General features: G+C 39.8%; 15 protein-coding genes. 4 read left to right on the top strand and 11 right to left on the bottom strand.

The features are described 5' to 3' along the window. The first annotated feature begins 32 nt into the window (after window positions 1-32). The 3 genes from NA23_RS08890 to NA23_RS08900 all read left to right on the top strand — a co-directional run bounded on the left by NA23_RS08890 (window position 33) and on the right by NA23_RS08900 (window position 2,607). A complete protein-coding gene (locus NA23_RS08890) occupies window positions 33-1,424 on the top strand; it encodes a DUF2828 family protein (protein WP_249477051.1) in 1,392 nt (463 codons plus the stop codon). A gap of 169 nt (window positions 1,425-1,593) precedes the next feature. Next, on the top strand, window positions 1,594-2,043 hold the full coding sequence (locus NA23_RS08895) for a hypothetical protein (protein ID WP_011994757.1): 450 nt from the start codon (window positions 1,594-1,596) through the stop codon (window positions 2,041-2,043). Between the two features lie 39 nt (window positions 2,044-2,082). Further along, window positions 2,083-2,607 (top strand): hypothetical protein, encoded by a 525-nt coding sequence (locus NA23_RS08900; protein WP_011994758.1) that lies wholly within the window; start codon window positions 2,083-2,085, stop codon window positions 2,605-2,607. A 16-nt stretch (window positions 2,608-2,623) separates the two neighbouring features. Here the strand turns inward: NA23_RS08900 and NA23_RS08905 are convergent, their stop codons facing one another. From NA23_RS08905 to NA23_RS08930, 6 genes are all read right to left on the bottom strand, one after another. Next, complete coding sequence (locus NA23_RS08905; RefSeq protein WP_236938359.1) at window positions 2,624-3,823, bottom strand: IS110 family RNA-guided transposase; 1,200 nt, start codon at window positions 3,821-3,823, stop codon at window positions 2,624-2,626. 176 nt (window positions 3,824-3,999) lie between these two features. Further along, window positions 4,000-4,374 carry a hypothetical protein gene (locus NA23_RS08910; RefSeq protein WP_145974469.1) on the bottom strand — a complete coding sequence of 125 codons (375 nt, stop codon included), beginning with the start codon at window positions 4,372-4,374 and terminating at the stop codon, window positions 4,000-4,002. Between the two features lie 17 nt (window positions 4,375-4,391). Beyond that, a complete protein-coding gene (locus NA23_RS08915) occupies window positions 4,392-5,501 on the bottom strand; it encodes a pyridoxamine 5'-phosphate oxidase family protein (RefSeq protein ID WP_052107226.1) in 1,110 nt (369 codons plus the stop codon). Window positions 5,502-5,522: 21 nt separating this feature from the next. Beyond that, window positions 5,523-5,729, bottom strand: a complete 207-nt coding sequence (locus NA23_RS08920; RefSeq protein WP_033192270.1) for a heavy-metal-associated domain-containing protein — start codon at window positions 5,727-5,729, stop codon at window positions 5,523-5,525. 14 nt (window positions 5,730-5,743) lie between these two features. Then, window positions 5,744-7,975, bottom strand: coding sequence for a heavy metal translocating P-type ATPase (locus NA23_RS08925; protein WP_052107227.1), 2,232 nt, complete (start codon window positions 7,973-7,975; stop codon window positions 5,744-5,746). Window positions 7,976-8,176: 201 nt separating this feature from the next. Continuing rightward, window positions 8,177-9,832 carry a sensor domain-containing diguanylate cyclase gene (locus NA23_RS08930; protein WP_033192271.1) on the bottom strand — a complete coding sequence of 552 codons (1,656 nt, stop codon included), beginning with the start codon at window positions 9,830-9,832 and terminating at the stop codon, window positions 8,177-8,179. A gap of 110 nt (window positions 9,833-9,942) precedes the next feature. On the opposite strand from NA23_RS08930, the gene NA23_RS08935 reads away from it, so the two are divergent. Further along, entirely contained in the window at window positions 9,943-10,872 is a 930-nt protein-coding gene (locus NA23_RS08935; RefSeq protein ID WP_033192272.1) for a 1-phosphofructokinase family hexose kinase, read from the top strand. A gap of 58 nt (window positions 10,873-10,930) precedes the next feature. Here the strand turns inward: NA23_RS08935 and NA23_RS08940 are convergent, their stop codons facing one another. Genes NA23_RS08940 through NA23_RS08960 form a run of 5 tightly spaced genes read right to left on the bottom strand, consistent with a single transcriptional unit; the run spans window position 10,931 to window position 15,873 of the window. Continuing rightward, window positions 10,931-11,821 carry a glycoside hydrolase family 130 protein gene (locus NA23_RS08940; RefSeq protein ID WP_033192273.1) on the bottom strand — a complete coding sequence of 297 codons (891 nt, stop codon included), beginning with the start codon at window positions 11,819-11,821 and terminating at the stop codon, window positions 10,931-10,933. A 32-nt stretch (window positions 11,822-11,853) separates the two neighbouring features. Next, a complete protein-coding gene (locus NA23_RS08945; protein WP_033192274.1) occupies window positions 11,854-12,678 on the bottom strand; it encodes a carbohydrate ABC transporter permease in 825 nt (274 codons plus the stop codon). Further along, a complete protein-coding gene (locus NA23_RS08950) occupies window positions 12,675-13,574 on the bottom strand; it encodes a carbohydrate ABC transporter permease (protein WP_249477052.1) in 900 nt (299 codons plus the stop codon). Before NA23_RS08950 ends, NA23_RS08945 begins: the two co-directional genes overlap by 4 nt. A gap of 27 nt (window positions 13,575-13,601) precedes the next feature. Then, the gene (locus NA23_RS08955) at window positions 13,602-14,852 is read right to left on the bottom strand and encodes an extracellular solute-binding protein (protein ID WP_033192276.1); all 1,251 of its coding nucleotides are present in this window, start codon (window positions 14,850-14,852) and stop codon (window positions 13,602-13,604) included. A 46-nt stretch (window positions 14,853-14,898) separates the two neighbouring features. Next, the gene (locus NA23_RS08960) at window positions 14,899-15,873 is read right to left on the bottom strand and encodes a LacI family DNA-binding transcriptional regulator (protein WP_033192277.1); all 975 of its coding nucleotides are present in this window, start codon (window positions 15,871-15,873) and stop codon (window positions 14,899-14,901) included. Between the last annotated feature and the right edge of the window lie 195 nt (window positions 15,874-16,068).

Raw genomic sequence — 16,068 nt, forward strand, 5'->3', positions numbered from 1 at the left:
AAAAAATCCCAAGGATGGGGGTGCTTGGCATGATGAAAACTAACGAAGGTGGAAATACATACGAATTCTCTCTCAATCACCATCTTGAGTTCTTCTCTAAAGCTGGAAGCCTCTTTGAAGGCAGATACTCATTTTACGGACAAGAAGAATCCGCACTTTCTCTTTTCCAGAAGATGTGGGCAATCGATAGAATTGAAGATAGAGCACTTGCCATGAAACTACTCTTCTGGCTTAGAGACTGCCGTGGTGGGGCGGGTAATCGCAGTGGCTTTAGAAAATGTGCCAGATGGCTTGCCAAAAACGACTCAAAATGGCTTGAAGTAAACATGCATTTAATCCCAGAATACGGTCGTTGGGACGACCTTAAGATACTCTTTGGTACACCACTTGAAGACCAAGCAGCTAAACTTTGGGCTGAAGCCATAACTGAAAAAAACGTACTTGCAGCTAAATGGGCGAAAAGAGAATACAAACCCGTTCAACGTGCTCTTGGTCTAAACGAAGCAGGCTTAAGAAAATTACTTGCTAACATTAGAAAACAACACATAGTTGAGCACAAAATGTGCCAAGACATGTGGAAAGAAATCGAATACGAAAAGGTACCTTCAGTTGCAATGGCAAGATACACACGTGCCTTCTTAAGGCATGATAAAGAAGGCTTTGAAACATACAAATCCAAACTTTCTAACGGAGAAGCTAAGATAAATACACAAGCACTCTATCCACACGACTGTGTAAGAACAGTCTTCTTTGGCGATAAAGAATTAGCAGACCTTCAATTTGAAAATTTACCAAACTTCATGCCGGAAAATTACAAAGTCATAGTAATCTCCGACACCTCGGGAAGCATGTCAGTTCCTGTTAGTGGTTCAATACAGGCAGTCGATATTTCCATAGGACTTGCTCTGTATTGCTCTGCAAAAATCCCACAAGATAACCCATTCCACAAGAAATTCATAGCTTTCGAATCAGAAAGTGAGTTTAAGAACTGGAACGGTATAAAATTCAGCGAAGCGGTTACGAACAGAGAAATTTTCGATGGTGCTTGTGGTGCCACGAGGATAGATAAAGCATTGAAATTGATCCTTGATACGGCAAGATTTTACAACCTAAGACAAGAACAACTACCAGACGTCTTACTCATCGTCTCAGATATGCAATTCCACATGGGTGTGGAAGGGGAAGGAACAGAAGTTGAAAAAGTCTTAAAACAATTCCAAGAAAATGGATACATACCACCGAAAATCGTTTACTGGAACACAGCAGGATACGCAGGAAGCCCTGCAACGGTCAACACACCAAATACGGTTCTAATCTCAGGTTTCAGCCCATCAGTACTAAAATACGTCTTTGCATCGGATTTCTCACCAATGAGCGTGCTCTACGCTACAGTTGAAAAATACAAAGTTAACATACCAAACTAACCATCCACTCTCTAAAAAAGCTACTTTCTAACACAATTAGAAAGTAGCTTTCTTACGCCCAAAGATAACCTCTACAATCACGTCAATTATCAACTTTCCCACCGTAACAAATGTCCTGTTTAATTTGGGAAATTCCATCCTGAAATTCAAAGCAAGGAGGTGTATTATTTTGGACAGACCAATAGAGATCTACGTTGATGGTGCGTTTAAAGGAGGACTGATCGCATACGGATATGTAATTCACAACAGCGATTGCTCAAAAGCTATCGACGTACAAGTTAAAAGACCAACTACGCACTTTCAAAACGTAGAAGCCGAAATCACAGCTGTACTTGAAGCACTTAGACACATTTACAGAAACTACTGGACTACAAATACCGGAAAAATAATACTATACTACGACCTCAACCTGATAAAGGACATTATATACAACAGAAAACTGCAGCTTAAAAACCCATATTATGAAAACTACGCCACGGAATTTAGAACACTTGAAGAACACCTTAAGTGCGAAGTGATCTTTAAGAAAGTAACAAACAACCCAATACACAATTATATTGACGAAGAAATTAGGAAAAAACTAAACTCCTCACTCAAAAACAAACTACAATCACTATGACTCCAACTCTGAAAATAATCAAAAAAGGAGGTAGAAAATATGTTTGGTTTCATTCCTTTAACAGAACCTGAAGTAAAAGAAATGCTTGAGATTATGACCCAAAACGACGCATCACACAAAAAATTCATGTTCACTCTAATTAACAACAACGACATTATCGCATTTGGCTTATCAATTCTAATCTCGTTTGTTATCGATCCAGTAATAATAGCTACTATTTACGGTGGTAGCATACTCAAATTTCTTTTAGCAACGTACTTTTCCTACATGATAGCTAATTACATCATTAACGGTGGTATATATTACACATATATAGCAATAAAATTTGCAAGTACGAGAAAACTAAAATTGAAAGTAACCCTAAACAGCATACTGAACTCCGCGTTTCACGTTGGTCTTTTAACAATAGCTTTATTTCTCTTCGTATTTGTATTACGCATCAACACATTACAATTTGCGGCAGTTGTAAACGACAAATACAACGTACCATTTGAAGATTTCAAAGCTATATTTAAACATGTACCATTCGTAGTTCTGCACTTTGCGTTCTTATTTGGAATATAGAAAAGAAAGGAGTCAACTATGCAAAATTAAATTTTTGTTTTGAGTGTGAGATAGCATAATCAATATTGAACTTCTCTTTCTTTCTCAACATTGCGTACAACGTTCGCAATAACTTGTGTACTACTGACATTATCGCTTTTTTGTACGGTATACCTTGCTGCCTTTTTCGTTCATAGTATGTTCGGAAATATTCGTTGTGAATCACTACACTCACTGCCATTAGCCATAGTATTCGTCTTAGGTGGGCATTGCCCCTTTTCGATATGTGTCCTTCTACTTTGCTTTTGCCTGATTGGGCAATACTTGGATCGAGTCCACAATACGCAATGAGTTTTTTGTATGTACTAAATCTTGAGATATCTCCAACTTCTGCCAAGAAATGCATCGCGCTGTTTTCACCAATACCTGGTATTGACGTGAGTATCTCGATATCAAGGTTTATCGCACTACATTCGCAATATTCTTTCATCATCTTGTCGTATTCTTCAAGCTGTTGCTGTAAAAATTGTAGTTCTTTGATATTTTGCACAAGAATCTTTTCTTTCATCGGCCAATATTGAGCAATCGAGTTATTAGCGAGTTCTTTAAGTTTTTGAGCATTAAGTTTTGTACTTCTGCCACGGTCTTTGGAAAAGAACACATCCAGATTACGAGCCTTTTGAATAGCCTTGGCAGAAGGGAAATGAGAAAGAAGATTGAGGATAGTGTCACTGTAGATATTGGTAACTCTTTCGAGTTCAGGGAAAAGAACGTTGAGCAGTTTTTCGATATTGCCTTTAACTTTTGCGATGCGGTGGATAATGTTTTCGCGTGCTCTGACAATATCACGAAGCTCAGAGTTGACAAAAGCAGAAGAAGGAATTTGATGTTGTAGGTAAAACAAAGCAGTAGCGATAATGCGAGCATCGATTTTGTCGGTTTTGGTCTTTCGAAGAGAAGCAAAGTTTTTAACAGTTAGAGGATTAAAAACAGCGCAAGCAAAGTCGTTGGAAGAAAGGAAAGCCAGAAGGTTGAGATGATAACAGCCAGTAGATTCCATAGCGATGATGATGGATTGTTTTGGGAAGGCAGAGAGTTTGTTTGCGAAGGAGGAAAAGCCTTGCTGGGACATATCGAAAGAAGATTCGAAGATGATGGAACTGGGATTAGAGATAGCGCAGACGTTGAACTTATCCTTGGAAACATCGATGCCGACGAATATGGAGAAGTTATTCATACAAGAACCTCCTTTCGAATGATGAGGGCAGGGAGCCTACTGAACCAATCCTCCATGCTGACGAGGGCTGAAAGCCCAACCAACTTATCATGGTTAAAGGCAGGCAACAGACTCCCAAAATGGCTTAAAAGCCAAGGTGACATAAGTTGTCCTGCCCTCAATTTTTTTAAGCTAAATTATTTATACCATATTTTTATGTAGGAGGTGAAGTTTTCGTGCAAAAGGCACAGGTACTCTTTGCGATAATTTTCCGCAGTTACGGTCAGTTCGAAGAAGAGGACTTGACTATCTTGGTCTGGGAACGTGAATATGTTCTTCACTATCAATTTCTTCCATTTAAAATACGGGTTGAGCTTTGCAAATTTCTTTGAAAATTCTTTTTCGAAAGCTATATCCTTAGGTCCAACGTATCGGTATCCTTGTGCTTCAATGCGATTTTTTAATTGTTTATCTCTTTCCTTTCTTTCCCTTGTGTATCGGACGACTATCGCAAGTACGAAAAGATCTACGAGCACAACTATAAGTATTACCGTTAATATCATTGGATTCATCGCTTCCATCCCCATTTTCAGTCTTCTTCTTTTCGCCTCTTTCCAGTTATGTGTTCCACCACCAATTTTACCACAGTTGTATTTGCACACTCGCGTTCAAATTCTTCGATGTTCGGTTGTGAAAATCTCTCGTAAAATTGTTGCGCGTATTTATGGATAAGTTCCAAGAGCGCCATTTTCTTTTCTTCACCCTCGATTATCCTTGCTTGCCCAAAAGCGATGACACTATCGTAAGCTGTTGATAATTTATCTGGCAATAGCTTAGCTTTCGTGACGACGGAAAAACTTGCGTTCTTCTGAAAAGAAATATTGTCGAGCTTTTTACCAACACTTGCGCAGTGGAAATATATGGCACCGTCTTTGTATACATAGTTGACAGGTACGGCGTACGGGTACTTCCCATCCCAAGTTGCTAAAAATCCATATTCTCCGATTTTCAAAAGCTCTATCGCCTCTTTGGTAGATAGTTCTCTATCCTTTCTTCTCATCTTAGCAAACAAACCAATACCTAAGATTTGCTTAACGCAATTGATTAAAACCCTTGGTGGGAGCTGACTGACGATTGCGATATTTCTATTTGTGTAAAGCTTGAACCCATCCATGTTCAGCCCACAACCCAGTTCGTAGGCCTGCTCGTATTTTTCAAAAGCCTCGCTTTCGTTTTTGAGTTCGACTTCGACCATGTATTTGACCTCAACGCTGTACGGCACATCCAATTCAATAAACTCATCAAGCACGACTTCTGCGGGGGTTTCGGAAATAAAGTATCTCACCTTTGCAGTGACAGGACTTTCGGATAGTCTTTTGAAAAACTCATCCCAAAATTCATCCGTTTGATTTTCAACAACGTCGGTTAATTCAAATTCTTTCTCCGCTCTTTTAAATCCCTCAGACAATTCCGATTTGAAAGCGATGATCCAACTCTCTTTTCCTGATTCATCGACGGTGTAGCGCACTCTACATTCCTGATGTGGCATATCTTCCAAGTTACGAAGTAGTGCTAAAAAAGAGCAGTCCAGCAGATACCACTGGACTACTCCAAGCTTTTGTTTTGAAATTGACCTTAGTTTTTGAGCTTTCTCCTCATTGATGAGGTACTTCTTTTCACGTTCGATTCCGTCGTTCATATATAAACGCTCCTAATAAAGTCACATAATCGTTGCTGATTCGACGGGATAGTCGATTTCTTCGAGCTTTTGGACAACTTTTTCGATGTTGTTCGTTTCTATGATAATCTCTTTTTGCGCAACTCTGATTTCGAAATCGTTTTCTCCGATTTCTTCGAGCGCCTTTGCTATTCTCATCTTACAGTGGTTGCATGAGATGTCTGGGACTTTCAATAAATACTGTGCCATTTTTACCCCTCCTTTTAAGTGTTCTTTGCATTTTTTGAGCGTCCGAAAATATAAGAACAACAAGATGAAGTGTTTACGAAGTTTTCAAATTTTTGGAATTTCTTTCTGATGTTCATAGAATTCAAAATAACCGTTATCGAACTCATCGCCATGGCACCTTCTGCGATAGCTGGGTGCAAAAGCCCCATCATCGCAAGTGGGATGGCAATTATGTTGTACAAGAACGCAAAAAGAAGGTTTGTCCTTATCGCACTGAATGTTACTTTTGAAATGGATATCACATCGGCTATCTTCGATATACCACCTTTGGTCAATATTATATCAGCGCTATCTATGGCCAAATCGCTTCCACTTCCGATGGCAATCCCAATATCGGCTGCCTTCAAAGCGGCAGCATCGTTGATACCATCACCAACCATGATTACCTTCTTGCCTGTTGATTGGTACTTCCTCACGATGTCCATCTTTTCTTCAGGTTTTACACTTGCGAATATTTCGTCTATACCAACGATTTTAGCAACATGATTTGCCGTTTTCTCGTTATCACCGGTCACCATCACAGGTATTATACCATGCGACCTTAACCTACGAATCGCTTCTTTCGCATCTTCTCTTACGGTATCCTCCAACGCAAAAAAACCAATTATCTCACCATTTTTGTGTACTTCAACTATCGACATACCTTTGGATGTGTACTCTTCGTACATCGAAGAGTCCCTTGGCTTTCCAATCAAGTATTCATCAAAACCTATCCTCGCTTTTAAACCTCTGCCGTGTATCTCTTCGAATTCTTCAACTGCTTGAGGTGTATCGTACCCATCCAAGTACTCCGCGATAGCTTTCGAGAGTGGATGGGCCGATAATTTAGTTACATGTTTTATCTTTGGCTTTTCTTCTTCCGGTATATTTTGCACCACTACGCGTGGCTTACCGTACGTTATCGTACCAGTCTTATCAAGCAGCACGTATCCAACGCTTTTTACCGTCTGAATTGCCTCGGCATTCCTTATCAAAAGCCCTTTCTTGGCTGCGAGTGAAGTTCCCACTATCAAAGCCATTGGCGTTGCCAAACCGAGTGCGCAAGGACATGCTATCACAACAGTTGTTAAAAAAACAAATACTGCAAACGAAAGTCTATCAGCTGTATGCAACGACCATGGAAGTACCATTCGGATGGAGTGTGTTAAGTTGTTTAAGTAATCAAAATTGAAATACCAAAAGGCAGCGCTTAACAATGCCAAAAAGATGATTGTGGGAACAAAGTAATTCGTTATGGTGTCTGCAAGCTGTTGTATGGGAACTTTGGCACCTTGGGCTTCTTGGACGAGCGAGAGCATTTTCGACAAAAATGCGTCCTCGCCAACTCTTGTGACTCTTAACTTGATTGCTCCTGTTAAATTCAAAGCACCACCGACTACTTCATCATTGATACCCTTTTCAACTGGAACTGACTCGCCTGTTATCATCGATTCATCTATCAAAGAAAAGCCTTCGATTATTATTCCATCGGCTGGTATTCTCTCACCGGGCTTCACAAAAACCACGTGTCCTTGCTTGACTGCATCGATTGGAACCAGAAATTCTCCTTTATCCGTAACGATTCTCGCTTCTTTTGATTGAAGTGCGAGCAACTCTTTAACTTGCTTTGATGCCTTATCTCTTAGTGAAGATTCGATGTATCTCCCAACAAGGTGCAACGAAACAATCATCGCACCTATCGTACCAAATGGATGCACATCTACACCAAAGTAGGTGATTACATTAGTTAGCCAAGCAGTTACTGCACCGAAGAATATCAATGTGTCCATGTTAGAATGCTTATGCAAAAGTGCAATTGTTGCACCTCGTATGGTATCCCTTCCTGCGTAAAATATAACGATTGCAGAAAATATAAGCTCGATTTCTTTGAAAAACGGGATGTGTTTTCCAGCCATGTGAAGAAGCATAAGTACCATAAGCGGAATGGTTACAAACAGAGCGGTAAATGTATTATGCTTAATTCTTCTGAGCCTTTTTTCTTCGATAGCTTCAATCGGCTCATTTGAAATCCCATATCCTACGCTTTCCACGGCCTTTTGAAAAACATCGTCTGAGACCTCTTTTTCCGTTATCACAAAAGCTGTATTCGTAGCCAAATTCACCGCAGCGAATTTAACTCCATCGATTTTCAAGAGTGATTTTTCCACTATCCGAGCACAATTTGCACAAGTCATCCCGGTAATTTTTAAGCTTTTCTTTTGCTCCATTTCTCTGCTCACCCGCCAGGAAGAACGATATGATTGTCTAAGACAACTAAAAGCAGTAAGAAACCGCTTTTTTAATCCCAATAACATTTTATCAGTTTTCTCACTTAAGTCAATAAGTACAGACTAAGTGCTTGTGTAAAATAAAAATCGGCTTGTGGATTGAAAAACGTAGATTTCCAAGATTTAAGAAAGCTTTCAAGGTCAGACCTTCAAATTCGAGGCGAGGTAGAAATAAAGTCCGTTGTTTTTTGCGTGGTACATGGCAACGTCCGCCATCAACAGCAGATCACCGAATGACTTTGCATCTTTAGGATAAATCGATATACCAAAGTTAGCAGAGACAGTTATTATATTACCTTCACAATCGATAGGTTTTTCGATCTCTTTGATAACTCTTTCAATGAATTGTAGGTATTCTTTGCAATCGTAGAGCAGATAAACGAACTCATCACCACCAACTCTGGCAACGAAGTCACTTTTTCGAGCAACCGAAATCAGCCTATGACCTATTATAGAGACAGCACAATCTCCGACTTTGTGCCCGAATCTATCGTTGACGGGTTTGAAATTTTTCAAATCCACATAAATTACGCACACCTGCTTTCCTTCCCTATCTGCAAGTGCGAGCATTCTCTCAGCTTCGGTTTCAAGAGCCCTTCTGTTTGGAAGGTCTGTGAGAGGGTCCCTTAATGAAATGTATTCAAGGTATTCTTTTTGTTTTTGGAGCTCTTCTTCGAGCTTGATTCTTTCAAATATAACCCCTATTTGGTTTGCAAAAACCGTTGCGATTTTTACAGAAAACCGATCGAACGCTTTTTCGCTTTCGAAGTTGTCAAGATTCAGGAAAGCCAAGATTTTGTCTTTTACAATTATGGGAATAGATAGCATAGCTTTGATTTCCAAAATTCTTCCATACTTCACGAGAATATCCAATCGTTCATCTGTGATTTTCGAAGAATCGAAATTATCAAGTTTCGTGACAATCTTTATTTGTCCATCCATACTTTGTGCGAGTTCCTCAGGTCTGAATTTCGCCTTCGACAGCTGCGAAAAGTCGTAGCCTACGCATGCTGCAAATTCGTAGAACTCATCCTTTTTCACCAGCACCGAGCCGGCTTGGGCACCTGGGATTATTTCAACGGCCTTTTCAAGTATGAATTGGTACGATGGCATTAGTATACCTTTGAGTAGTCCCTGAGACATTTCCGCGATTGCTTCAAGTGATTTGCTAAGGATTTCTTCCGTCTTGAGTAACCTTTGAGTTTGCACTGTGTTGATTAGCAAAACTATCGAGAACAAAAGAACTATCAAAGTCAAAAGGAATGAAATCTCTTTTGTTGATAGAGGTCGTTCGAACTTAAGGCCGTAGACAAAATCCTTTGAGAGTTTCTTTGTGCCACTAACAATCCTCACACCTTTGATTTGGTACTTACTCAAGACATCTTCAGCCCTAATTTTAACAACCACCATTTTGTCAGCGATGAACTTTTCAGCGAATGAATCGGTGATTTTGAATTTGAACACAAGTAAATCTCCTTCGGACGTGATTTCGTAGAAATCTTTCGGAGGATTAACGGAAACAAACTCAATGCTGACAACATAAGGATTGTCTTTCTTTATCATTTTGTTCACATTCTCGATGAATTCTTTATCGTTTTTTAGAATCGCTTCGTATAGTTCCGTCCATTGAAAATAAGAAAACGATAAAGTCCTCGCTTCGTTTTCTATAGCCAACTTAGCAATTTTTCTTATGCTATCATCCTCTGTTCGGATGTAGACATTCAGCATTAGAACAAGTGCAGCAACGCTTATTAAAATAAGAAGCACATATCTCCAATTCCTGAGGTATTCAAACATAGCTTTGAACATCTCACCCCGGGTTTTTGATTTTCAGTGAAATTATAACACGTTTTGTGATTTTTTTGATAAAATAAATTTAGATAGCTTAACTGAAGAGGTGAGAAATGATGATCTTCACTTTAACTATGAATCCCTGTCTTGATAGGTATATTTACGTTGATGAGCTTGTTGTTGACGATACTATCCGGGCAAAAAAGGTTGTCGATTACCCTGCGGGGAAAGGTATCGATGTCTCGCGTGTGATCAGGGAACTCGGAGGGGTATCTATAGCTATCGCACTTGTTGGGGGTGAAAACGGAAGAAGGCTCGAAGAGATGCTTGATAAAGAAGGGGTCATATACTCATCGATTCGAGTTCCGCAAGAAACGAGGATGAATATTATACTCGAAACAAACAAAGGGCAATACAGGATAAGTATGCCTGGAGAAAAGATAAGTGCGAAAAAGCTCCAAGTTGTTCTCGAGGTGCTCAACGCTCTGGTGCGTGAAGGCGACGTGGTTGTCGTGTCTGGTAGTCTTCCAAAAGGTGTTGCCGCAGAATTCTATACAGGAATAATATTCTCCCTAAAACAGTGGGGTGCAACAGTTTACTTTGACGCAGATGGAGATAAATTGAAAGCCGGTTTGATAGGCCAGCCTGACTACATCAAACCAAATCTGCATGAATTCCAAAGACTAACAGGAAAACATGTATCATCACGTGAAGAGATCATATCAGAAGCTAAGAAAGTGATAGAAATCCACGAACTGAAGGGTATACTTCTAACACTTGGAGGCGAAGGGGCGTATTTTATTTCTCAAGAAAAGGTGCTTTACACCAAGACAATAAAGGTGCCTGTAAAAAGTGCCGTTGGTGCGGGCGATTCGTTCCTTGCAGGTTTTGTACTAAAAAAGACTGAAGGAGCAACTGATGAAGAAGCGTTGCGGTGGGCAAATGCAGCGGGAACAGCCGCTGTAATGACGCCGGGTACAAGGCTGTGCAGAAAGGCGGATGTGGAGAGGCTCATTGAAAAGGTTGAGGTTGAAAGAATAGCTTAAACTTTGCGAGAGCAAAAAAAAGAAGGGGATTTTTCCCCTTCTTATTCAAGGTTTTACCTTAAGTCTTTTTACACCACCCTAATACTTTTTCTACATCTATCGTTGCGAGTGCTATGTAGTTGTCTGCTGCACCATAATATATGTAGTACTTCCCTTTGTATTCAACCATTGCATCGCTAAATACAACATTTGGTACTCCACCAAAAACTTCCCATTCTTCTTCAGGCTCAAGAATAGGTTCTTCGCTTCTTTTAATAACTTTTGTTGGGTCGTTTAAATCTAATAACATAAAGCCAAGTCTGTAAACGGGTCGCGGGGCTTCCTCGACTCCGTGGTAAAGTAATAACCATCCGTACGGAGTCCTTATCGGTGGTGCACCTGCACCAATTTTTAAGTTGTCCCAGTATCCCTGTCTGGGTCCTGCTATGCTCACATAGTCTTTCCAATTGATTAGGTCTTCTGAAAATGCTAGCCAGATATCTGGTTCAAATCTGTGCAACATAACGTATCTTCCGTTTATCTTTTCAGGGAATAGTGCAGCGTCCTTGTTGTTTATCTCGTCTTTAATAGCGATTCCGTATCGTTCCCAGGTTATAAAGTTCTTCGTCGAAGCTAACGCAACCCTCGGACCCTTCGGAGAATAGGCAGTATAAAGCATGTAATATCTATCGCCGATTTTCGTAACCCTTGGATCTTCCACACCGTAAAGCTCATCTTTTGTAGCAGGCGCAAATACAGGCTTTTCAAGTCGATTGAACCGAATTCCGTCCACGCTGACTGCATATCCTATCCGAGAAACCATATCAGCACCCTGAGCCCTATAAAGCATATGGAACAGTTCACCGTCGAAAACTACTGCACAGTTGAAAACAAACTTATTCTCCCAAAGATGCTCGGGTACAGGTTCCAGTATCGGGTTGAGTGGATGTCGCTCGAGTTTTAGTTCCATATCAGCTCGCCTCCTTATCTTGACGAAAAAGTTTATCTGAGTGACATCGATATGCCTTGCAAGAAGTAGTTTCTGAGTAATAAAAAGATGATAACCATCGGTACAGTCTGGATTACAGCACCGGCAAGTACAGGTCCTATATAACTTGCGTACTCATGGTTGAATGAAGCCAGTAAAACGGACAATGGCATTTTTTTATAGTCTTTCATCACCATCAACGGCCACAAGAAATTGTCCCAGACACCTATGAAAGTGAATAATCCCACAATAGATGCGGTTGAGCGACTTAGTGGTAACATGACACGTAGAACAACCCAGAAGTTATTTGCTCCATCTATTTTTGCAGCATCAATATAATCCTGAGGTATAGTCTTGAAGTTCTGTGCGAACATGAAAATACCCCATGAGCTTGTCAAAGAAGGTACGATCAGAGCCTGGTATGTATTAAGCCAGCCAAAGGTTCTTATCAAAACAAACATTGGTATAGTGAACATGAACCCCGGAAAGAGCATCTGGTAGATAATGAAATTGAATAAAAACTTCCCAATTCTAAATCTTATCCTTGAGATTGCATAGCCTACAAGCATAGATGTGAATATAACGGAGAAAGTCACTGTTGAAGAAATGAAAAGGCTGTTTAGAAAAGCCCTAACAAATGGTCTTTCAAACCTGTCTGCCATAACAAATATGAAGCGATAGTGTTCGAGTGTGAACCGCTTTGGGAAAAACGTTGTAAATATATCCTCTGCAGGTTTGAATGATGAAATAAACAACCAGAGATACGGATATATCCAAACGATCGCAAGAAATAAAAGAAGAAAGGTTACCACATACGAATAAATCTTTTCACGCCTCATACAAAGCTCACTTCTTTCTCAAAGAACTTACGAATTAACATAACTATAACGTAGCTCGTCAAGGCCGTTACAATTGCCACGGTTGTTGCATATGACGGGTCAATTCTTTTAAAAGCAGTATCGTACATATAAATCAAAAATGTCGTTGTCCTTTGCATTGGACCTCCGCCGGTTATTAAGTACGGTTCTGTGAAGATTCCGAAAGTAAGCATTACGGCCAAGACTGTTACCGTTATAAGAGAAGGATTAAGCAGAGGCAAAGTGATTTTCCAAAATATTTGACTTCTATTTGCACCATCAAGTTGTGCAGCTTCGAACAAAGAAGATGGGATTGACAAAAGACCAGCGTAAAGAATAAGTCCATAATATCCTATAAATTTCCACGTGATTATTAGGCATATCGAAAAGACTGCAAGCTGTGGATTAGAAAACCAAGGGATCGTGATTCCAAATAAGCGATCCAGCAATCTGTTAATCGGCCCATTCACCGCAAAAAGATTCGAAAACAGCAGTGAATAAGCAACTCCAGAGGACACGTTAGCCACCAAGAAACTCAACATTATGAACGTTTTTCCAAATCTGACCTTTGTTAGCGCAAGAGCAAAAAGTAGTGAAGCTGTTAATACCATCGGAATTAAGTATGCTAAAAAATTCAAAGTGTTGAGAGCAATTCTTAGCACGGTACTATCCGTGAATATTCGTATGAAATTTTGGACTCCGAAGAATCTTGGTTTGGAAAAATAGTTCCACTTTGTGAACGCCAGAACTACCATCCATATAAACGGATAGCCCCAGAAAACAGCGGTATATGCTAAATATGGAAACACTATCGAATAGCCGAATAAACGTTCCCTTCTACCGAATTTCGATCGCATTCGCAACGTTTTCACATCCATTCGAAAAGTGTGGAATCTTAATAAGTTTTAGAAGAGAATCTTGTTAATTTCCTTCACAGCTTTGCTTAATATATCTTCCGGTTTGCCTTTCAAATACATTAAGGGTTCTATTAAATGTGTTGTCATCGCCTGTTGCAGGTCAATAGTTTTGTCTATTAGTGCGGGTGGCACGGCATAGGGAACAAAAGACGCGTAAGCTTTGAAAAATTTGTCGTTCATGAACTTCGCAAATGCAGGGTTTGTTGTTAAATCTTCTCTCGCGGGAGGCATTTGGGTTTTCTCAATCCACAGTACGTCATTCTGAACGTTGGAGAAGACCCATGATATAAACTCAAATGCTGCTTTCTTATCCTTACAAGTTGAATAAATAACAAGCCCTTTGGTGTCTGCAAAAGTGTATATAGGCTTATCCTTCGGGTAGTTATCTGGAACTGGGGGTGCTGAGAACCAGATATTTGGAACCACCTTTGGGAAAGTTTCTTTAGCCCAGTTAACTTCCCAAGGACCTGTTATCTTTGCGAGTATCGTGCCATTGTAGAATGGGTTTGTACCCAGCTCAACGGCAGTCCATTTATTTTGGAACATCGTATAGATAAATTGAGTGATAGCCTTTCCTGCTTCATCACCAAAGTTAACCTTGCGTTTTTCAACGTCGATGTAAGGTTTTCCACCGGTAGCAGCATAGTAATAGGTAATAAAATCAAACCACCGATCCCACCAGTTTCTGCCTGATATAACTTGCATTGTGAAATTTTTCTTACCGTCTGCGAACTTCTTACTGACTTCGTAAATCTCACTGTACGTTCTTGGAGGTTCTTTGTAACCAAGATTCTTTAGAATATCGCCACGCCACCAGAAGATCATTGGGTTAGAATAAATTGGGAAGACATAATACTTACCCTTGATCTTCCATGATTCCATGATACTCTTCATTTTCCTTGTTTCAATGAGTTTTTGAAAATCCGCTCCAAAGTTGTCGAACGCATAAATTGCGCCGATCTCGGCAAGCTGTGCTGCAAAACCGCTGAAGATATTTTCTGAGAAGTCAGGTGCGTTTCCTGCGGCTATTGCACTTAAGATAGCTTCTTCAGAACTTCCAGCGGCCGGAATAGTCTGAACTTCAATCTGGATATCAGGTCGTAACTTATTCCACTGAGCGACGACTGTTTTCCAAAATTCTTCTTGAAATGCGTTTGGTGCCGTCCAGAAGGTTAGTTTAACTGCAAAGCTGACCAATGAAACCATCACTATCAAAAATAATACGGATAACTTCTTCATACTAATCCCTCCCTCGGATGAGTAAGATGGTACTTCTGAGTTTAAACTACATAACTGAACTATTCCTCTTGATGTACGTCGTGTAAATGCATTGTTTGTAAGGATGTGCAGATTGCTTGCTGAGAATTTCATTGATTCTTTTAACAGCATTTACACCTAGTTCGACCTTTTGAACACGTAAAGTAGATAATCCTTCCTTTTCAGCAGCTGGTATATCGTCAAATCCGATTATACTTACATCTTCTGGAACTCTATAGCCCCACAGTTTTAGTTTATTAAGCACTTTAATGGCTATTGGGTCATTTGAACATATTATTACCTCTGGTACCCAATCACGGAGAGCTCTTCTCAAAACAGAATCGATTTCCTCATGCAAATCATCGTATTCAAATACTAATGGAAGCTTTCCAAACTTTGTCATTGCAGCAACGTAACCGTTGTATCTATCACGAAAACCGTAGTATTTCAAAGGCCCGTGGATGTGAATAATTCTATTAAAACCACTGTCGATGAATTTCTTGGTTATATAAAATATCCCATCGTAACCATCGCTAACTATACTATCGACCCTAAGCCCGTCTATGTAATGATCCACTAAAACAACCTTAGAACTTCGAGAAAGCTTTTCTATCTCCTCTTCAGAAGCATCACTTCCAACAAGTATGTAGCCGTCATACGTCCTATGCTCACCTGTGATAACTTCTTCTAGCAAAACAAGGTCGACAGAGACTTTATAGATACTTGCGGCATTTTCAATAGCGTCTAGGATAATCTTATAGAAAATTCCAACATCGCTTTTGATCAACTCACTTATTCTTTTGCTTATCACAACCGCTACGCTAAAAGTCTTTTTGCGAGCTAACGTTTTGGCCAAAGTGTGCGGAACATATCCAAGTTCTCTAACAGCCTTAAGGACTTTAATCTCAGTTTCTTCCGAGACATACCCAGTTCCGTTTAATACCCTGGAGACTGTTGCAGTTGAGACTCCAGCCTTTTTCGCTATATCATCTATGGAAACCATGATTTTGTCACCTCCGAGAAGATTTTGCCAAAGAAGCTGTTGAACAATGTTTCTTATTGCCAATCTGTAAGCGTTTACATATCGAGCATATTATATCAAATTGTATATTACTGTTCCAAAAAAACTTTTAGATAGAAAATGCAAGAAAAAATTTGCTAATAGAAGAAATTTGAAGATTAAGATTTGTGTTAATTA

Origin of the sequence: Fervidobacterium islandicum (genome assembly GCF_000767275.3) — a bacterium.
In the GTDB taxonomy this organism is placed as follows: Bacteria; Thermotogota; Thermotogae; order Thermotogales; family Fervidobacteriaceae; genus Fervidobacterium; species Fervidobacterium islandicum.